At 66.3% G+C, this 19,813-nt stretch carries 21 protein-coding genes; 20 read left to right on the top strand and 1 reads right to left on the bottom strand.

Annotation, left to right across the window (positions count from 1 at the left end; translation table 11 throughout):
• Position 1 precedes the first annotated feature (1 nt).
• The 7 genes from ruvX (at position 2) to aroB (ending at position 6,318) form a co-directional block, all read left to right on the top strand.
• Positions 2-532 carry a Holliday junction resolvase RuvX gene (gene ruvX, locus CH283_RS07895; protein WP_094641919.1) on the top strand — a complete coding sequence of 177 codons (531 nt, stop codon included), beginning with the start codon at positions 2-4 and terminating at the stop codon, positions 530-532.
• The gene (locus CH283_RS07900) at positions 529-1,935 is read left to right on the top strand and encodes an endolytic transglycosylase MltG (protein ID WP_094641917.1); all 1,407 of its coding nucleotides are present in this window, start codon (positions 529-531) and stop codon (positions 1,933-1,935) included. Before ruvX ends, CH283_RS07900 begins: the two co-directional genes overlap by 4 nt.
• A gap of 1 nt (position 1,936) precedes the next feature.
• A complete protein-coding gene (locus tag CH283_RS07905) occupies positions 1,937-2,749 on the top strand; it encodes a shikimate dehydrogenase (RefSeq protein ID WP_094641915.1) in 813 nt (270 codons plus the stop codon).
• 121 nt (positions 2,750-2,870) lie between these two features.
• On the top strand, positions 2,871-3,443 hold the full coding sequence (locus tag CH283_RS07910) for a prepilin peptidase (RefSeq protein WP_255183137.1): 573 nt from the start codon (positions 2,871-2,873) through the stop codon (positions 3,441-3,443).
• A 12-nt stretch (positions 3,444-3,455) separates the two neighbouring features.
• Entirely contained in the window at positions 3,456-4,643 is a 1,188-nt protein-coding gene (aroC, locus tag CH283_RS07915) for a chorismate synthase (protein ID WP_094641913.1), read from the top strand.
• Complete coding sequence (locus CH283_RS07920) at positions 4,640-5,191, top strand: shikimate kinase (RefSeq protein WP_094641911.1); 552 nt, start codon at positions 4,640-4,642, stop codon at positions 5,189-5,191. Before aroC ends, CH283_RS07920 begins: the two co-directional genes overlap by 4 nt.
• Before the next feature lie 14 nt (positions 5,192-5,205).
• Positions 5,206-6,318 (top strand): 3-dehydroquinate synthase, encoded by a 1,113-nt coding sequence (gene aroB / locus CH283_RS07925; RefSeq protein ID WP_094641909.1) that lies wholly within the window; start codon positions 5,206-5,208, stop codon positions 6,316-6,318.
• A gap of 89 nt (positions 6,319-6,407) precedes the next feature.
• On the opposite strand, the gene CH283_RS07930 is transcribed toward aroB, so the two are convergent.
• The gene (locus CH283_RS07930) at positions 6,408-7,067 is read right to left on the bottom strand and encodes a B-4DMT family transporter (RefSeq protein WP_094641907.1); all 660 of its coding nucleotides are present in this window, start codon (positions 7,065-7,067) and stop codon (positions 6,408-6,410) included.
• Positions 7,068-7,173: 106 nt separating this feature from the next.
• On the opposite strand from CH283_RS07930, the gene CH283_RS07935 reads away from it, so the two are divergent.
• The 13 genes from CH283_RS07935 (at position 7,174) to rpoZ (ending at position 19,813) form a co-directional block, all read left to right on the top strand.
• The gene (locus tag CH283_RS07935; protein ID WP_094642377.1) at positions 7,174-8,277 is read left to right on the top strand and encodes a M24 family metallopeptidase; all 1,104 of its coding nucleotides are present in this window, start codon (positions 7,174-7,176) and stop codon (positions 8,275-8,277) included.
• 76 nt (positions 8,278-8,353) lie between these two features.
• Positions 8,354-8,917, top strand: coding sequence for an elongation factor P (gene efp, locus CH283_RS07940; protein WP_027496978.1), 564 nt, complete (start codon positions 8,354-8,356; stop codon positions 8,915-8,917).
• A 1-nt stretch (position 8,918) separates the two neighbouring features.
• A complete protein-coding gene (gene nusB / locus CH283_RS07945; RefSeq protein WP_094641906.1) occupies positions 8,919-9,473 on the top strand; it encodes a transcription antitermination factor NusB in 555 nt (184 codons plus the stop codon).
• A gap of 139 nt (positions 9,474-9,612) precedes the next feature.
• Positions 9,613-10,200, top strand: a complete 588-nt coding sequence (gene pyrR / locus CH283_RS07950; RefSeq protein ID WP_094641904.1) for a bifunctional pyr operon transcriptional regulator/uracil phosphoribosyltransferase PyrR — start codon at positions 9,613-9,615, stop codon at positions 10,198-10,200.
• Entirely contained in the window at positions 10,197-11,144 is a 948-nt protein-coding gene (locus CH283_RS07955) for an aspartate carbamoyltransferase catalytic subunit (protein WP_094641902.1), read from the top strand. The genes pyrR and CH283_RS07955 overlap by 4 nt, the downstream gene beginning before the upstream one ends.
• Positions 11,141-12,457, top strand: a complete 1,317-nt coding sequence (locus tag CH283_RS07960) for a dihydroorotase (protein WP_094641900.1) — start codon at positions 11,141-11,143, stop codon at positions 12,455-12,457. The genes CH283_RS07955 and CH283_RS07960 overlap by 4 nt, the downstream gene beginning before the upstream one ends.
• A gap of 4 nt (positions 12,458-12,461) precedes the next feature.
• Positions 12,462-12,968: a PH-like domain-containing protein gene (locus CH283_RS07965; protein ID WP_068050555.1), complete on the top strand. Its 507-nt coding sequence runs from the start codon at positions 12,462-12,464 to the stop codon at positions 12,966-12,968.
• A complete protein-coding gene (gene carA / locus CH283_RS07970; RefSeq protein ID WP_094641898.1) occupies positions 12,965-14,095 on the top strand; it encodes a glutamine-hydrolyzing carbamoyl-phosphate synthase small subunit in 1,131 nt (376 codons plus the stop codon). The genes CH283_RS07965 and carA overlap by 4 nt, the downstream gene beginning before the upstream one ends.
• A complete protein-coding gene (gene carB / locus CH283_RS07975; protein ID WP_094641896.1) occupies positions 14,095-17,433 on the top strand; it encodes a carbamoyl-phosphate synthase large subunit in 3,339 nt (1,112 codons plus the stop codon). Before carA ends, carB begins: the two co-directional genes overlap by 1 nt.
• Before the next feature lie 27 nt (positions 17,434-17,460).
• Entirely contained in the window at positions 17,461-18,288 is an 828-nt protein-coding gene (gene pyrF / locus CH283_RS07980; protein WP_094641894.1) for an orotidine-5'-phosphate decarboxylase, read from the top strand.
• A 209-nt stretch (positions 18,289-18,497) separates the two neighbouring features.
• Entirely contained in the window at positions 18,498-18,818 is a 321-nt protein-coding gene (gene mihF, locus CH283_RS07985; protein ID WP_008716579.1) for an integration host factor, actinobacterial type, read from the top strand.
• 5 nt (positions 18,819-18,823) lie between these two features.
• Entirely contained in the window at positions 18,824-19,435 is a 612-nt protein-coding gene (gene gmk, locus CH283_RS07990; protein WP_094641892.1) for a guanylate kinase, read from the top strand.
• A 72-nt stretch (positions 19,436-19,507) separates the two neighbouring features.
• The gene (gene rpoZ / locus CH283_RS07995; protein WP_032377808.1) at positions 19,508-19,813 is read left to right on the top strand and encodes a DNA-directed RNA polymerase subunit omega; all 306 of its coding nucleotides are present in this window, start codon (positions 19,508-19,510) and stop codon (positions 19,811-19,813) included.

Raw genomic sequence — 19,813 nt, forward strand, 5'->3', positions numbered from 1 at the left:
CGTGGTAGCTCAGGGGCGCGGCCCCGATCGGCCAGGAGTCGACGATCCCGGCCGCGGCCGTCGTATCGGCATCGACGTCGGCAGTGTGCGCATCGGTATCGCCTCGAGCGATCCCGACGGTGTACTCGCCACGCCGGTCGAGACCGTGCCGCGATCGAAGATCAAGGGTCCCGACGCCCCGGACGTGGCGCGGGTGGCGAAGATCGTCGCCGAATACGAGGCCGTCGAGATCGTCATCGGGCTTCCTCGGACGCTGCGCGGAGAGCGCGGCAACGCCGTCGACGCAGCCGAGAAATTCGGCCGCTCCCTGCACCGGCGACTGGGTGATGTGCCGATTCGGATGGCCGACGAGCGACTGACTACCGTGAGTGCATCGCGCGCGCTACGGGACAGTGGAGTGCGAGCCAAGAACCAACGATCGGTGATCGATCAGGCTGCGGCGGTCGCGATACTGCAGGGCTGGCTCGACGAGCGCCGTGCCGTATCGGATCGTGCAGCGAACAATTCAGGATCGACGGAGGTCGACGAGTGAACTACAAAGGGTCCGATCGGGACCGGCGAGATGCGCGCTCGGACGAGGCGCACACCGACCCGATCGGCTATCGCGTGGACGAGGGCAGCGAGTTCCACCGCACTGTGCACGGCCCGCCGCAGCATCAGGAGCCGCATCCCCGGTCCTCTCGTGACGCAGATCGGGAGCACGAGGCCGAGCGCGGAGCGTTGCCACAGGAGGTCGGCCGCAGCCGTGCCGCGACCCGGAAGGACCGAGCTGCCTCCAGCCGCAAGCGCCGCGGCCGCCTGATCGCTCTGGTACTCGGGCTCGTACTGGTCGTGGCAGTCGCGGGAGGAGCGTATTTCGCGGTGAACAAGTTCGGCAATCGCACGACACCGAACGCCGACTTCACCGCGGGCTCACCGGGGGACGGCGTGGTGATTCAGGTTCATCCCAACGACACCGCGCAACAGATCGGTACCCAGGCAGCGGACAAGGGTGTGGTCGCCAGTTCGGGAGCCTTCCTCGAAGCGGCGCTCCTGAACAACGCCATCACCTCGGTTCAACCCGGTTTCTATCTGCTCGCCAGCAACGTGCCTGCCTCGCAGGCCGTGAACGAACTCGTCGACCCCGCGTCCCGGGTGGGCAACATGGTGATCTCGGAGGGCCGTCAGCTGCACGACGCGCGCGACGTGAACACCGGTGCCGTCAAGAAGGGCATCTACACCCTGATCTCCGAGGCCAGCTGCGTGGACCGAACCGGCAGTGGAACCCCCACCTGCGTGAGCTACGACGACCTCAACGTGGCCGGAGCCGTGGACGACCCGGCCGCCTTGGGCGTGCCCGACTGGGCCACCGATCGCGTCGAGGGAGTCCCGGACCGCGATCGCCAGCTCGAAGGCCTGATCGCCGCAGGAACCTGGGACTTCGATCCCAGCGCGGCTCCGACCGACATTCTGAAGCAGCTGGTGTCCGAGAGCGCGACCCGCTACGAGGACACCGGAATCCTCACCGCGGGTGCCAACTCCGGGCTGACTCCGTACGACACCCTCGTCGCCGCGTCGCTCGTCGAGCGGGAGTCGCTGCCGCAGGACTTCAGCAAGGTGGCCCGGGTGATCCTCAATCGGCTCGCGGTGCCGCAGAAGCTCGAGTTCGACTCGACGGTCAACTACTCGCTCGATACGACCGAGGTGGCCACCACCGACGCCGACCGCGCCCGCGTCACCCCGTGGAACACCTATGCCAGCGAAGGGCTGCCGGCAACCCCGATCTCCTCGCCGAGTATCGGTGCGGTGCAGGCGGTCGAGATGCCCGCCGACGGTGACTGGCTGTACTTCGTGACCATCAACCAGGCGGGCGAAACCCTGTTCACCCGCAGCTACGAGGAACACCTGGCCAACATCACCAAGGTCGAGGGTGGCTTCCTCGACAGCGGCCGCTGACGTGCGCGCCGCTGTACTCGGAAGCCCTGTCGAACACTCGAAGTCGCCGGTGCTGCACTGTGCCGCGTACCGCGCGCTCGGCCTCGCCGACTGGACCTACGAGCGCATCGACTGCACCGGAGAGCAGCTGCCCGGCCTGCTCGACGGTTTCGGCCCCGAATGGGTCGGTGTCTCGGTCACCATGCCGGGCAAGGTCGCGGCTCTGGCGTACGCGACCGAGCGCACCGCGCGGGCAGTTCTGGCCGGCTCGGCGAACACCCTGGTGCGCACCGAGTCGGGCTGGCGCGCCGATTGCACGGACGTCGATGGGATAGTCGGTGCACTGCGCGACGCCGGAATCGAGGACCTGTCCGGTCGCACCGTGACGGTGGTCGGCGCAGGAGGAACGTCGAGGCCGGCGATCGTGGCGCTGGCCGGACTCGGAGCGACTGCGGTCACTGTCGTCGCGCGGTCGGCCGACCGAGCCCGAGACACACTGGACTGCGCCGTCGCCGCGGGGATGCGCGCGGAGTTCGCGGACATGACCGACCCTCGGCTCGCCACCGTCGCAGCGGCGTCCGCTGTGCTCGTCAGCACCGTGCCCGCGGCCGGGGCCGCGGACATCGCGTCGGATCTCGCCCAGGCGCCCCTGGTCCTCGACGCCATCTACGATCCATGGCCGACGCCCCTGGCAACTGCCGTGGACGCGGCCGGTGGAACCGTCATCAGCGGATTGTCGATGCTGCTCAATCAGGCGTACGGGCAAGTGGAACAGTTCACCGGCAGGCCCGCTCCGCGAGCGATCATGCGGGACGCACTGTTCACCGCATTGTGAGTTCGAGCCGGCGGTAGCCCACGGGCCGCGAGTTGTCCACAGGCCGCGAGTTGTCCACAGGGCAATGTTCCACCTGGGCTTTCGTCACAGACGATCGCTGCCGTGGTGCAAGCCTTCGGTCATGATTGTCGTGTGTGGTGCGGTCGTGGTCGGTGCCGTTGTGGGGCTGGCGATGCGCCGCTGTTTGGTCCGATGGAGTCCTCGGCTCCTGCCGCTGTTGTCTGCGATCGGTACCGGATGGGTCTGGTGGCGTTTCGGCGGTACCGAGTACGCGGTTCCGTTGTGCGTGACGACGTGGTGGTTCGCCGCACTCAGCGCGGTCGACCTGCAGCGACGCCGGTTGCCGAACGCCTTGACCGTCCCCGGGGCGGTCGTGGTGACGATCGCGCTCGTGTTCACCGGTTCGCCGGGGGCACTGCTGGGCGGTGCTCTGTTGTTCGCGATCTATCTCGTCGTTCACCTCCTCGCGCCCGCGGCATTCGGAGCGGGGGACGTCAAACTCGCCTGGTCGGTCGGCTCGATCGCGTGCGTCGGCGGCGGGGGAGGATGGGCGATCGCCGCGCTGTCGGCACCGGTGGCAACTGCCGTGGTGGGGGCGATCGCCGCGGCGTTGGGGCACCGGCGAGCCCGCATCCCGCACGGCCCGTCCATGTGCGCGGCCACCCTGCTGGCATCCGCGGCGTCCCTGGCGTGAAAAGATGTTCGAGTGCTGCGCTGGATAACTGCCGGAGAATCCCACGGACCCGCTCTCGTCGCCATTCTCGAAGGAATGGTCGCGGGAGTAGAGGTGACCTCGGACGACATTGCCTCTCAACTCGCTCGCCGTCGCCTCGGCTACGGCCGAGGTGCCCGCATGAAGTTCGAGGCCGACAAAGTGACCCTCACCGGCGGTGTCCGACACGGACGCACGATGGGTGGTCCGGTCGCGATCGAGGTCGGCAACACCGAGTGGCCCAAGTGGGAGCAGGTGATGTCGGCCGATCCCGTCGACGAGGCAGTGCTCGCGGATCTCGCGCGCAACTCTCCGTTGACACGGCCCCGGCCCGGCCACGCCGACTTCTCCGGGATGCTCAAGTACGGCTTCGACGACGCTCGCCCCGTGCTCGAACGCGCCAGCGCGCGTGAGACCGCCGCCCGAGTCGCCATCGGCACGGTCGCCCGCCTGTTCCTGAAGCAGGCGTTCGGAGTCGATGTGGTGTCCCATGTGATCTCCATCGGGGCATCCGACCCCTATGTCGGGCCGCCGCCCGCAGGCGCGGACCTCGACGCGATCGACGCATCCCCGGTTCGCGCCTTCGACAAGGCCGCCGAAGAATCGATGATCGCCGAGATCGAAGCAGCGAAGAAGGACGGTGACACCCTCGGCGGCGTCGTCGAGGTCGTGGTGCACGGTCTGCCCGTCGGCCTCGGGTCGTTCGTCTCCGGAGAACGCAAGCTCGACGCAAGACTCGCCGCGGCACTGATGGGAATCCAGGCCATCAAGGGGGTCGAGATCGGGGACGGCTTCGAGACCGCGCGTCGACGCGGAAGCGTCGCTCACGACGAGATCAAGCCCGGTCCGGACGGTGTGTTGCGCTCGACCAACCGGGCAGGCGGCATCGAGGGCGGTATGACCAACGGTGAGGCACTGCGAGTGCGGGCGGCGATGAAGCCCATCTCGACGGTTCCGCGCGCGTTGGCAACGGTCGACATGACGACCGGCGACGAGGCCGTGGCCATTCATCAGCGCTCGGACGTCTGCGCTGTTCCGGCTGCCGGTGTCGTGGCCGAGACGATGGTTGCCCTGGTCGTCGCGCAGGCAGCGTTGGAGAAGTTCGGTGGGGACTCGCTGGCGGAGACGACGAGCAACGTCGACCACTACGTGAAGGGCACCGCCGCCCGACCTCCACGATGACCCCGTACGCGGTCCTCGTCGGACCGCCGGGAGCAGGTAAGTCGACGATCGGTCGACGGCTGGCACAGGCTCTCGACCTGGACCTGTTCGACACCGATGTAGCCATCGAGCGAGACACCGGTCGTACGATCGCCGATATCTTCTCGCACGACGGCGAGCCGGCCTTCCGGCAGATCGAGGAGCGGATAGTCGCCGGTGCTCTGGCCTCGCACGACGGGATCGTCTCCCTCGGTGGTGGTGCTGTGCTGTCGCCCGCGACCCGCTCCCTACTGTCCGGGCACACCGTGGTGTACCTGGAAATCAGTGTGGCCGAAGGGCTTCGGCGTACCGGTGCGAACACGGTTCGGCCGTTGCTCGCCGGTCCTGATCCGCGTGCGAAGTACCAGGAACTGATGCGCCATCGGCGACCTCTCTATCGATCGGTGGCCACGGTGCGAGTGCGCACCGACAGCCGCAGCCCCGCTCGGGTCGTGGGCCAGTTGGTGTCGAAGCTGACCGCCATCGCCCCAGTTCCCGGGCGCGATGCGAACGAGAAAAACCCCCAGTAGATGAAGGTGATTCGATGACAGAGCCAGTGCGCGTCCAGGTCGAGACTGCCAACCCGTACCCGGTGATCATCGGCCGAGGTCTGTTGACGGATCTCGTCGACCAGCTCGCCGGAACGGCCACCGTGGCGATCTTCCACCAGCCTCCGCTGGCAGAGACCGCGGAAGCAGTGCGAGCGGCTCTGGCGGACAAGGGAATCGACGCCCATCGCATCGAGATTCCGGACGCCGAGGACGGCAAGGATCTGGCCGTGGCCGGGTTCTGCTGGGAGGTTCTCGGCCGAATCGGTCTCACTCGCAGCGACGCCATCGTCAGTCTGGGCGGCGGCGCGGCGACGGACCTGGCCGGATTCGTGGCCGCGACCTGGATGCGCGGAGTTCGTATCGTCCACGTCCCGACGACGCTGCTGGCCATGGTCGACGCGGCCGTGGGCGGCAAGACCGGCATCAACACCGATGCCGGCAAGAACCTCGTCGGCTCTTTCCACGAACCGGCTGCCGTGTTGATCGATCTGGCGACCCTGGAGACCGTGCCGAAGAACGAGATCGTCTCGGGCCTGGCCGAGGTGATCAAGACCGGATTCATCGCCGATCCGAAGATTTTGGACATCATCGAAGCCGATCCTGCCGCGGCGCTGGATCCGACCGGCGACGTGCTACCGGAGTTGATCCGGCGCTCCGTCGAGGTCAAGGCGAAGGTCGTGGCGGCAGATCTGCGTGAGTCGAACCTGCGCGAGATCCTGAACTACGGGCACACGCTTGCGCACGCCATAGAGCGGCGGGAGCAGTACCGGTGGCGTCACGGTGCCGCGGTGTCGGTCGGTCTGGTGTTCGCGGCCGAGCTGGGACGTTTGGCCGGACGCCTGGACGACGCCACTGCCGACCGCCACCGTTCGATTCTCGAATCGGTCGGCTTGCCGGTCACCTACGACGAGCATGCGTTCTCGGATCTGCTCAAGGGCATGCAGACGGACAAGAAGAACCGGGCCGGGCTGCTGCGGTTCGTGGTTCTGGACGGTTTGGCCAAGCCCGGACGGCTCGAAGGTCCGGATCCGGCACTGCTCGTCGCCGCATTCTCCGCGGTCGGCCGCGAGGCCCCGGCCGCAGGTGGGTCGGCCATCATGTTGTGACGCCGTCGGCCCGTCTCGGGGCCTGACGACAACGGGCGGTGATCGACGCATACAGCGTCGATCACCGCCCGTTGGTCGATGTAGGGGAGTCAGGAACCGTCGGCGCTGCCGTGGCGGCCGCGCTTGTCCAGCCGCGGCTTGCCGTCCGCGTCCACTGCCGAGAACACCTCGGTGTCGGCGTCGCCGTGCTCGGGAGCCCACTGCGTTTCGGTCGGCGTGGGTTCGGTCCGCGTCGCCTCTGCCTGACCCGAACGGTTCTCCTGGCCGGCGTTGACCAGCTGGCGGTCGTGCGCGCGTTCGGCGTCCGAGGTGGCCAACTTCTTCTTGGCCTCGCGGTTGACGATCTGTCGTCCCACGAACACCGCGACGCTGGCGCCGATGAAGATGGTGAGAATCGTGAACGCGGCTCCGGACGTGAGCTCGAAGACCAGACCGTTCTGCCCCAGGCTGAAGTCGACGAAGAAGTCGACGATCCAGCTCAGGAGACCACCAAGGAGTCCACCGACCACAGCGGCTTTGAGCCAGACCATGGTGAGGTCCTCGCCGTCCTCGGGGTCGGGATGCTTGCGCCGGTCGCGGATTCCATCGATGCCGGCCCACACGATGATGACGAGCAGCACGAGGGCGTATGCCACCCAGCGCAGTGCCGATCCGCTCAGCGGCCACATCGACACTGCTGCCCCCAGCAGCAGTCGAACGACGACGTTGACCAATCCCATACTTATGCCACGCACTGCCCACCCAGTCATGCGGCACAGCATATCCGCACGTCGAAGTTTGTGTGTCGGGGCCCACAAGTTCGACGAGCCGGTCGAGGGAGGGGGAGCCTGGGGAGCGACCGGTAATGTCGGGCTCATGCCTGCCGATTTCGGTGCCCGTCGTGGTGCCCTACGAGAACTGTTGGCCGCCGACGGACTCGATTCGATGCTGATCACCGATCTTCTCAACGTGCGATATCTGACGGGATTCACCGGGTCCAACGCGGCGCTACTGGTCTCGGTGGCCGATTCGGCCGGTGACGAGGATCGGACGGTGATCTGCACAGACGGTCGGTACGTCACCCAGGTGGCCGAGCAGGTGCCGGATCTGCGGGCCGAGATCGACCGGGCGTCGGCGATACACCTGCTTCGATCGGGCGTGTCGGGTAGCGGTGGGCGGATCGGTTTCGAGAGTCACGTGGTGACCGTCGACGCCCATCGCGCGTGGTCCGAGCTCGACGGTGCTGCGGAGTTGGTGCGTGCACCGGGTGTCGTGGAGTCGTTGCGCATGGTCAAGGACGAGTTCGAGGTGGGGTTGCTCCGGGACGCCTGCCGCGCCGCCGACGAAGCCCTGGCTCGATTGATCGGTGGGTGCGGTATCCGAGCAGGCCGGACCGAACGTGAGGTGGCCCGCGAGCTGGAATCGGCGATGCTCGACCACGGTGCCGATGCCATCTCGTTCGAGACCATCGTTGCGGCGGGTGCCAACTCGGCGGTCCCGCACCACCGGCCCACCGATGCAGTGTTGGCCGACGGCGACTTCGTCAAGCTCGACTTCGGTGCACTCGTCGGCGGCTACCACTCGGACATGACTCGAACCTTCGTCATCGGTAGTCCCGCGCAGTGGCAGCGCGATCTGTACGAGCTGGTGCAGCGGTCGCAGACTGCCGGTCGCGAAGCCCTGGCACCGGGAGTGACCACCGCCTCGGTCGACGCCGCGTCACGCTCGGTGATCGAGGACGCAGGGTACGGGGAGTACTTCCTCCACGGGCTCGGCCATGGCGTCGGCCTGGAAATCCACGAAGCGCCGGGAATCGCGAAGACGAGCACCGGTACACTGCTGAGCGGTGCAGCGGTCACCGTCGAGCCGGGTGTCTACTTCTCCGGTCGCGGCGGCGTTCGGATCGAGGACACACTCGTCGTTCGCGACGGGGGTCCGGAACTGCTCACCCTGACAAGCAAGGAACTCACGTCCGTCTAGCGCGCGGGCGGGAGCGAATCCCGCACGTGACCGACGGCGCGTCACGCGCACAAACGATTGAGGAGACGCGAAGCAAGTGGCTTCCACCAGCGATTTCAAGAACGGACTGGTTCTCAACCTGGAGAACCAGCTGTGGTCGATCATCGAATTCCAGCACGTCAAGCCCGGTAAGGGACCCGCATTCGTGCGGACCAAGCTCAAGAACGTGCTCTCGGGCAAGGTCGTCGACAAGACGTTCAACGCCGGTGTGAAGGTCGAGACCGCAACGGTCGACCGCCGCGACATGACGTACCTCTACCACGACGGCAGCGACTATGTGTTCATGGACGCCGACACATACGACCAGCTCTCGATCGGTGAGGCCACCGTCGGTGACGGCGCACGCTTCCTGCTCGAGAACCTCCGCGTTCAGGTCGCCATGCACGAGGGCGTTCCGCTGTACGTCGAGCTTCCCGTCACCGTCGAGCTCGAGGTCAAGCACACCGATCCAGGCCTGCAGGGCGATCGCTCCACTGGCGGCACAAAGCCGGCGACCCTCGAGACCGGAGCCGAGATCTCGGTGCCGCTGTTCATCAACACCGGCGACAAGCTCAAGGTCGACTCACGTGACGGAAACTACCTCGGGCGTGTGAACTCCTAACGTGTCATCGAAGAAGTCGACATCCTCCGCCTCGCAGAACGGTGCCCCCGGTGCGAAGAAGCTGGGTGCGCGTCACAAGGCCCGCAAGCGGGCGGTGGATTTTCTGTTCGAGGCGGAGGCGCGCAACGTCGACCCGGTGAACCTGACCACCGAGCGCATCGAACTCGCACGCGGCGACGACACGATCGCTCCCGTCAGTGATTACACCTCCACCTTGGTCGAGGGCGTCGCCGAGAATCTCGATCGACTCGACGGCGTGATCGCCGATCACCTCAAGGACTGGACGCTCACCCGTCTGCCTGCGGTGGACAGAGCCATCCTGCGCGTTGCGGTATGGGAGTTGTTCCACGCCACCGACGTGCCACCGGTCGTCGCCGTCGACGAAGCCGTCGAGCTGGCCAAACAGCTGTCCACCGACGATTCGCCCGGCTTCGTCAACGGCGTGCTGGGTCAGATCGTCCTGGTCGCGCCGCAGGTACGCGCCGCGGCCGCGGCCGTCTCGAGTCGTACACAGTCCGATGCGTCCGGTGAAGCGTCGGTCGACGCCGAGCAGTGATAGCACGGTCGACGCACGTGTGACCGAACGCTCTGCGAGCCTGCTGGTCTCGGTTCGCAGAGCGTTGCTAGGCTCTACGCAGTTCTTGTCAGACATCCTTTAACGATCCGTCCAGAGAGGCGGAGAAGGAGGTCGTAGTTTGCCTGCGCCCGAAAGCTCGTCCGCGAACCCCGCCGTTCGCGAATTGCTGTCCTCGGCCGATGTGGGACGCACCATCTCCCGCATGGCCCATCAGATCATCGAGAAGACGGCCCTCGACGCCGCGGACTCGCCGCGCGTGGTGCTACTGGGCATCCCCACGCGCGGGACCACGCTGGCGGAACGACTCGCAGAACGTATCGAGGCATTTTCGGGCGTGCGGCCTCCGCTCGGGTCCCTCGACATCACTCTCTACCGCGACGATCTGCGGAACAAGCCGCACCGACCACTCGAGCGCACCTCGGTGCCCACAGGCGGCGTCGACGACGCACTGGTCGTACTGGTCGACGACGTACTGTTCTCCGGGCGAACCGTACGGTCCGCGCTCGACGCACTGCGTGACCTCGGTCGCCCCCGCGCGGTGCAGCTGGCGGTCCTCATCGACCGCGGCCATCGCGAACTTCCGCTTCGTGCGGACTACGTCGGCAAGAACGTCCCCACAGCGCGCACCGAGGACGTGTCGGTGCTGCTCTCCGAACACGACGGCCGCGACGGCGTGAGCCTGTCCGAGGGAGGATCCGCTCGATGAAGCACTTGCTCTCGGTCGCCGACCTGACGGCCGAATCGGCCACCGAGATTCTCGACGAAGCCGAACGATTCGAGCAGGCGCTTCTCGGCCGCGAGGTCAAGAAACTACCGACACTGCGCGGACGCACCATCATGACGGTGTTCTTCGAGAACTCGACGCGCACCCGCGTCTCGTTCGAGGTCGCAGGCAAGTGGATGAGCGCCGATGTCATCAACGTCAGCGCCAGCAGCTCGTCGGTGTCGAAGGGGGAGTCGCTCCGCGACACCGCGATGACGTTGCGCGCCGCAGGAGCCGACGCCCTGATCGTCCGACACCCGGCATCGGGTGCTGCACACCAGATCGCACAATGGACCGCCGATCAAGGAGCTGGAGGGGGTCCTGCGGTGATCAACGCAGGCGACGGTACCCACGAACACCCCACCCAGGCCCTGCTCGACGCCCTGACGGTTCGTCAACGACTCGGGGACATCGCGGGCCGTCGGGTGGCGATCGTCGGCGACATCCTGCACAGCCGGGTGGCGCGCTCGAATGCGATCCTCCTGGCCACGCTCGGTGCCGAAGTGGTGCTGATCGCACCACCGACGCTGCTGCCCGTCGGAGTGACCGGCTGGCCGGTGCGGGTCTCGCACGATATCGACGCCGAACTGCCCGGTCTGGACGCGGTGCTGATGCTCAGAGTGCAGGCCGAGCGAATGAACGGCGGGTTCTTCCCCTCCGCTCGTGAATACTCGATCACGTACGGGCTCTCGCAGCGCCGCCTCGACCTGCTGCCCGAGCACGCCGTCGTCCTGCACCCGGGTCCGATGCTCCGCGGTATGGAGATCGCGTCCTCGGTGGCGGATTCTCCGAAAACTGCAGTTCTGCAACAGGTTACGAATGGAGTTCACGTGCGGATGGCGGTGCTGTTCCGATTGCTGGTCGGTTCGGACGGGGGTGCATCGTGAACGCACCTGCGACCTCCGTCCTGCTCCGCGGCGTGCTGCTGTACGGCGAGGGCCCCGAGACCGATGTTCTGATCACCGGCGAAGAGATCGCCGGAATCGGTGCTGACCTCGACGCCGACGGAGCCGAGGTGGTCGATGCCCGCGGCCAGATTCTGCTGCCCGGATTCGTCGACATGCACACGCACCTGCGCGAACCCGGCCGCGAGGACACCGAAACGATCGAATCCGGTTCGGCGGCAGCGGCTCTGGGCGGCTACACCGCGGTGTTCGCGATGGCGAACACCGATCCGGTTGCCGACTCGGTGGTGGTCACCGATCACGTCTGGCGTCGGGGGCAGGAAGTCGGCCTCGTCGACGTCCACCCGGTCGGTGCGATCACGGTCGGTTTGAAGGGCAAGCAGCTCGCCGAGATGGCCACGATGGCAGCGGGAATCGGCCGGGTGAAGATGTTCTCGGACGACGGCCACTGCGTCGACGATCCACTGATCATGCGTCGGGCGTTGGAATACTCGAGTTCGCTCGGTGTCCTAATCGCTCAGCACGCCGAGGAGCCCAGGCTCACCGTCGGTGCCGTCGCCCACGAGGGCCCCACTGCGGCGCGGCTCGGACTGGCCGGTTGGCCGCGTGCGGCCGAGGAATCGATCGTGGCACGGGACGCCCTGCTGGCCCGTGATGCGGGTGCGCGGGTGCACATCTGCCACGCGTCCACCGCGGGCACCGTCGAACTGATGAAATGGGCACGCGGACAGGGCATTTCGGTCACTGCCGAGGTCACCCCGCATCACCTGCTGCTGGACGACTCACGGCTCGAGACGTACGACGCGATCAACAAGGTGAACCCGCCGCTGCGCGAGAAGTCCGACGTCGACGCCCTGCGCAGAGGCCTGGCCGACGGTGTGATCGATTGTGTGGCAACCGATCACGCGCCGCATGCCGAACAGGACAAGTGCTGTGAGTTCTCGATCGCCCGTCCCGGGATGCTCGGGCTAGAAACCGCACTGTCGATCGTCGTCGACACGATGGTGACCCCGGGCCTGCTCGATTGGCGCGGCGTGGCGCGGGTGATGAGCGAGCGTCCCGCCGAAATCGTCGGACTGGCCGATCAGGGTCGACCCATCGAGGTCGGTGAGATCGCCAATCTGACGCTGGTGGATGCGAATTCGAGCTGGACGGTCTCGGGCAAGAAGCTGGCCAGCGTCGCACACAACACGCCGTTCGAGGACATGACCTTCTCCTCGAAGGTGACCACGACGGTGTTGCGCGGACGAATCACCGTCCGCGACGGAGTCGTGGCGAACAGAGCGGGAGAGTAGAGCCGTGGACAGAGTTCTCATCGTCATCGGATTCGTCCTGTTCTGGGCGCTGATGATCGCCCTGATCTTCTGGGGTTGGCGAGGACGGCAGAAGCGTCAGGAAGACCGAATCGGTGAGTTCCCGGCCGTGCCCGAAAATCTGGGTGCCACTCACATCGAGCCGGCCACCGGCCTGTACGTCGGCAGCACCATCGCGCCGAGCTGGCAGGACCGTATCGCCGTCGGCGACATCGGCCATCGCGCCACCGGCGAACTGTCGCGATACGAGAAGGGCATTCTGCTCGATCGAGACGGTGAATCTCCCATCTGGATTCCAGCGGAATCGATTCGTGCGATCCGCACCGAGCGCGGGTTGGCGGGCAAGGTCATGACCAAGGACGGGCTTCTGGTCATTCGTTGGGAGCTCCCGACGGGGACCGAGATAGACACCGGCTTCCGGGCCGACGACAAGCAGATCTACCCGGTGTGGACAGCGAGTTCCACCGGAGAAACCAAGGAGGAAACCGCGTGAGCAGCGCAGTTCTTGTTCTGGAGGACGGCCGGACATTCCGCGGCACCACATTCGGCGCACAGGGGCGCACCCTCGGCGAGGCCGTGTTCTGTACCGGAATGACCGGGTACCAGGAGACACTGACCGACCCGAGCTATCACCGACAGATCGTCGTCGCGACCGCGCCGCAGATCGGCAACACCGGCTGGAACCAGGAGGACGGTGAAGCCGCCAGCGCCCAGGATCCCAACAAGATCTGGGTCGCCGGATACGTCGTTCGAGATCCGGCGCGCCGCACCTCGAGTTGGCGCGCGACCGGAACTCTGCAGGATCAGCTCGAGGCCCAGAACGTCGTCGGCATCGCCGGAATCGACACACGCGCCCTGGTACGGCACCTGCGCACCCGCGGATCGATGCGAGCGGGAGTGTTCTCCGGCGACGCACTCGGCACCTCGGAGGAGATGCTCGAGCAGGTGGTCGGTCAGCCGTCCATGCTCGGTGCCGACCTCGCCGGTGAAGTGACCACCGGAGCCGGCTACACCATCGAGCCGTCCGGTGATGCTCGGTTCACCGTCGTCGCAGTCGATCTCGGTATCAAGACCAACACTCCGCGGATGTTCGCCGAGCGCGGTATCCGCGTGCACGTGGTGCCGTCGAACACCACCATCGAGCAGGTTCTGGAACTGAACCCGGACGGTGTCTTCCTCTCCAACGGACCAGGCGATCCGGCCACGGCGGACACCAGCGTCGCGTTGACCAGGCAGGTACTCGAACGTGAGCTGCCGCTGTTCGGTATCTGCTTCGGAAATCAGATCTTCGGGCGGGCACTGGGCCGTGGCACCTACAAGATGAAGTTCGGCCACCGCGGCATGAACATCCCGGTCATCGAGCACACCACCGGACGCATCGCGATCACCGCGCAGAATCACGGATTCGCACTCGAGGGCGAAGCGGGCGAGGAGTTCGACACCGACTTCGGCCGTGCCCGCATCAGCCACACCTGCGCCAACGACGGCACCGTCGAAGGCGTCGAACTGATCAGCGGTAGCGCCTTCTCCGTGCAGTACCACCCCGAGGCCGCGGCCGGTCCACACGATGCCGCCTACCTCTTCGACCGTTTCACCAGCGTCCTTCAGGAGAAGAAGTAATGCCACGCCGCACAGACCTGAACCACGTCCTGGTCATCGGATCCGGCCCGATCGTCATCGGTCAGGCCTGTGAGTTCGACTACTCCGGCACCCAGGCCTGCCGAGTGCTGCGCGAGGAGGGACTGCGCGTCAGCCTCGTCAACTCCAACCCCGCGACGATCATGACCGACCCCGAGTTCGCCGACGCCACCTACGTCGAGCCGATCACCGCGGAGTTCATCGAGAAGATCTTCGCCCGCGAGGCCGAGCAGGGTCACCCCATCCAGGCCGTGCTCGCCACGCTCGGTGGGCAGACAGCACTCAATGCCGCTGTCGCACTGCACGATCAGGGCATTCTCACCAAGTACGGTGTCGAGCTGATCGGTGCCGACTTCGACGCCATCCAGCGCGGCGAGGATCGCCAGAAGTTCAAGGACATCGTGGCCAAGGTCGGTGGCGAATCCGCCAAATCGGCCGTCTGTTACACGATGGACGAGGTGCGCGAGACCGTTGCCGAGCTCGGCTTCCCGGTCGTCGTCCGGCCGTCGTTCACGATGGGTGGTCTGGGTTCGGGACTGGCCTACAACGACGAGGATCTGACCCGGATCGCCGGCGGCGGGCTGGCCGCCTCGCCCACGGCGAACGTCCTCATCGAGGAGTCCATCCTCGGCTGGAAGGAATACGAGCTCGAGCTCATGCGCGACGGCCGCGACAACGTGGTCATCGTGTGCTCCATCGAGAACGTAGACCCAGTGGGCGTGCACACCGGCGACTCGGTGACCGTCGCCCCGGCCATGACGCTGACCGACCGCGAATACCAGAAGATGCGCGACCTCTCCATCGACATCCTGCGTGAGGTGGGCGTCGACACCGGTGGCTGCAACATCCAGTTCGCGATGGATCCGGCGGACGGCCGCCTCGTCGTCATCGAGATGAACCCCCGCGTGTCGCGCTCGTCGGCACTGGCATCGAAGGCAACCGGTTACCCGATCGCGAAGATGGCCGCCAAGCTGGCCATCGGCTACACCCTCGACGAGATCGTCAACGACATCACCCGCGAGACCCCGGCCTGCTTCGAGCCGACCCTGGACTACGTGGTCGTCAAGGCACCGCGGTTCGCGTTCGAGAAGTTCCCCGGTGCCGACGGCACGCTGACCACGACGATGAAGTCCGTCGGTGAAGCGATGTCCATTGGCCGCAACTTCACCGAGGCATTCGGCAAGGTGATGCGCTCGCTCGAAACCAAGCGCGCGGGGTACTGGACCGGCCCCGAGGTCGAGGCCGAGAGCCTCGACGCTCTGCTGAAGGACCTGTCCGTTCCTCAGGACGGTCGGATGTACGGGATCGAGAAGGCCTTCGCGATGGGCGCCACCCTCGAGCAGCTCTTCGAGGCCACCAAGATCGACCCCTGGTTCCTCGATCAGTTCCAGCAGATCCACGAACTCGGCGTCCAGGTCCGCGAGGCGGCCGAATTCGACGGGGCGCTGCTGCGTCAGGCGAAGTACCACGGACTGTCCGACCGACAGATCGCCGCTCTGCGTCCCGAACTCGGCGGTGAGGACGGTGTGCGTGCGCTGCGTACCGAGCTCGGTGTGCATCCGGTCTACAAGACGGTCGACACCTGCGCCGCCGAGTTCGAGGCCAAGACGCCGTACCACTACGGCACCTACGAACTCGACCCCGACGCCGAATCCGAGGTGGCCCCGCAGCCGGACCGCCCCAAGGTGCTCATCCTGGGCTCGGGTCCCAACCGCATCGGTCAGGGCATCGAATTCGACTACAGCTGTGTGCACGCGGCGCAGACACTGTCCGAGGCCGGGTACGAGACGGTGATGGTCAACTGCAACCCGGAAACCGTCTCCACCGACTACGACACCGCCGACCGCCTGTACTTCGAGCCACTGACCTTCGAGGACGTCCTCGAGGTGTACCGGGCCGAGGCCGCGTCGGGCACGGTGCGAGGCGTCATCGTCCAGCTCGGCGGTCAGACCCCGCTCGGACTCGCCAAGCGACTGAAGGCCGCGGGCGTCCCGATCGTCGGAACGTCGCCCGAGGCCATCGATCTCGCCGAGGACCGGGGCGAGTTCGGCAAGGTGCTCGACGCAGCCGGACTGCCGGCAGCGAAGTACGGCACCGCAACGACGTTCGACGGAGCCCGTGAGATCGCCGCCGGAATCGGTTACCCGGTGCTGGTGCGCCCGTCCTACGTGCTCGGCGGACGCGGCATGGAGATCGTGTACGACGAGGCATCGCTGGCCACGTACATCTCCAACGCGACGGAGATCTCGGACGACCGTCCGGTGCTGGTCGACCGGTTCCTCGAAGACGCAGTCGAAATCGACGTCGACGCACTGTGCGACGGCACCGAGGTCTACATCGGCGGCATCATGGAACACATCGAGGAGGCCGGTATCCACTCCGGCGACTCGGCCTGTGCGTTGCCGCCGATCACGCTGGGCAAGACCGACATCGAGAACGTCCGACGGTCCACCGAGGCGCTCGCGAAGGGCATCGGCGTACGCGGTCTGCTCAACGTGCAGTACGCACTCAAGGACGACATCCTGTACGTCCTCGAAGCCAATCCTCGCGCGAGCCGCACGGTTCCGTTCGTGTCCAAGGCGACGGCAGTTCAGCTCGCGAAGGCCTGCGCTCGCGTGATGCTCGGGGAGAGCATCGCCGAACTCCGGACCGCGGGAATCCTGCCCGAGACCGGAGACGGTGGCACCGTCCCGGCCGGATCCCCGATCGCCGTCAAGGAAGCGGTGTTGCCCTTCAACCGGTTCCGCCGCGCGGACGGGACCGGAGTGGACACCTTGCTGAGCCCGGAGATGAAGTCCACCGGTGAGGTGATGGGAATCGACTTCGATTTCGGTACCGCGTTCGCCAAGAGTCAGACTGCGGCGTACGGCTCGTTGCCTGCGGGTGGCGCGGTGTTCGTATCGGTGGCCAACAAGGACAAGCGATCACTGATCTTCCCGGTGAAGCGACTGGCGGATCTGGGCTTCACGATCCTGGCGACCGAAGGAACCGCAGATGTGTTGCGGCGCAACGGAATCAAATGCGAACAGGTCTACAAGCAGTCCGGTGAGGACGTGCCCGCAGGGGAGCGGACCATCGTCGACCGGATTCTCGCCGGTGACATCGCCATGGTGATCAACACCCCGTACGGCAACTCCGGCCCCCGCGTCGACGGATACGAGATCCGCAGCGCGGCAGTGGCGCAGAACATTCCGTGCATCACCACGGTGCAGGGTGCGTCGGCAGCGGTGCAGGGCATCGAAGCCGGCATCGCCGGAGGAATCGGTGTTCGCTCGTTGCAGGACCTGCACGCCGGTCTGAAGCAGGGTCTCGAAGGCTGAGGTAGGTCAGGGAGAGCGGGGAAAGCAATGAGTCATCACACGTGGTCGGATCGGTTGCGCGCCGCGGTTGCGGCCCGTGGTCGACTGTGTGTCGGAATCGATCCGCACCCGGCGCTGCTCGAGGCGTGGGGCCTGCCTCGCTCGGCGGACGGTCTCGAGGTGTTCGCCGAGCTGTGCGTCGAGGCGTTCGTCGGCGAGGTGGCCATCGTCAAGCCTCAGGTGGCGTTCTTCGAGGCGTACGGATCTGCCGGGTATGCGGTGCTCGAACGCACTGTGAGTGTTCTTCGGGATGCGGGCACCCTGGTGATCTCCGATGCGAAGCGCGGCGACATCGGAACCACGATGGATGCGTACGCGCAGGCCTGGCTGGAACCCGATTCTCCGTTGTCCTCGGATGCTGTGACGGTGTCGCCGTACCTGGGCTTCGATTCACTGGGGGAGACCGTCGATCGAGCGGTGCGACACCGGCGCGGTCTGTTCGTGCTGGCTCGGACCTCGAATGCGGAGGGCTCGGCCCTGCAGCAGGCGGCGACCTCGGACGGCGAGACGGTGGCTCAGTCGATCGTCGACGCGGCGGGGAAGCGCAACCGCGTCGACGCCGACACGGTGGGCTTGGTCGTCGGTGCCACTCGTGATCACGGTCTCGACCTGTCGAACTACACCGGACCCATCCTCGCGCCGGGTCTGGGAGCGCAGGGAGCAACGGTTGCAGATCTCGCGGAGATCTTCCGCGATTCGCGTGAGCTGTTGCTTCCCAACTCCTCTCGGGGTGTCCTGGCGGTAGGCCCGTCGGTGACGGCATTGCGCGACGCGGCGACGCGGTTGCGCGACGAGATCGAAGCCGGTCTCGCATAGTCGACGCTGCCGCGCTCCGGCATTCGGGGTCGGGTTAGCGGTGAGCGGCAGTCGTCGGTACGGTCGCTAGCGCTGCCGACGAACAGTGCGGATCTCCGGTGCGGAGCGCCGATGAACGTGGTCCGTGGCAGTGGAACATCGATGGTCGACGTGCCGACAGCGATCGTGCACGTCGTATCGCCCAGAACGAGAAGACGGAGGAACCGACAGTGGCCCTTCCCCAGTTGACGCCCGAGCAGCGTGCCGCTGCCCTCGAGAAGGCAGCGATCGCCAGGAAAGCGCGCGCCGAGCTCAAGGAGCGCCTCAAGCGCGGGGGCACCGATCTCAAGCAGGTGCTCACGGATGCCGAGACGGACGAGATTCTCGGAAAGATGAAGGTCTCCGCGTTGCTCGAGGCCCTGCCGAAGGTGGGCAAGGTCAAGGCCGCGGAGCTGATGACGGAATTGGAGATCGCGCCCACCCGTCGACTGCGCGGTCTCGGAGATCGGCAGCGCAAGGCGCTGTTGACGAAGTTCGATTTCGAGGCCTGACGACGGTGAGTGACACTGCGGCGACTTCGGTCCCGGAGATCGAGCGCGGCCGGTTGGTGGTGTTGTCCGGCCCCTCCGGCGTCGGCAAGTCCAGTGTCGTTCGGCTCGTGCGTGCTGCGCTGCCCGAGCTGGTGTTCAGCGTGTCGGTCACGACGCGAGCACCGCGGCCCGGTGAGGTGGACGGTCAGGATTACCACTTCGTGTCGGCCGATGAGTTCGATCGGATGATCGCCGACGACGAGTTGCTCGAGTGGGCGAGCATTCACGGTGGTCTGCAGCGGTCGGGGACTCCGGCCGCACCCGTGGAGGCCGCATTGGAGGCGGGTAGCCCGGTGTTGCTCGAGCTCGATCTGGCCGGTGCCCGTGCCGTGCGGGTGTCCAAGCCCGAGGCGATGCTGGTGTTCATGGCTCCACCGACGTGGGACGACCTCGTCTCTCGTCTGGTCGGGCGCGCGACCGAGGAGAGCGCGGCCACCGAGCGGAGATTGGAGACCGCACGGGTGGAACTGGCCGCACAGGACGAGTTCGACACGGTGGTTGTCAATACCGATGTCGACCATTCGTGCGAACAGTTGGTATCCTTGTTGGTCGGTAGGTCGTCGGTCGGCAACAGCTGACCAGTTTCACGGCGCACGAGGCCCCGACCAGCTAGTTCGTAGCACCAACGATGCAATTTCAGGAGATCATCAGTGAGCAGCATTTCAGCGGCCGTTTCCGACTTCGACGGACGCAGCGCTCTGCCGGCCTACGACACGCCGCTCGGCATCACCAATCCGCCCATCGACGAGCTGCTCGCCCGCACCTCGTCCAAGTACGCCCTCGTGATCTACGCAGCCAAGCGTGCCCGCCAGATCAACGACTACTACAACCAGCTCGGTGACGGCATCCTCGAGTACGTGGGACCGCTGGTCGAGCCGGGTCTGCAGGAGAAGCCGCTGTCGATCGCTCTTCGCGAGATCCACGCGGACCTGCTCGAGCACACCGAAGGCGAATAA

Source organism: Rhodococcus sp. 05-2254-2 (assembly GCF_002259095.1).
Taxonomy (GTDB): domain Bacteria; phylum Actinomycetota; class Actinomycetes; order Mycobacteriales; family Mycobacteriaceae; genus Rhodococcoides.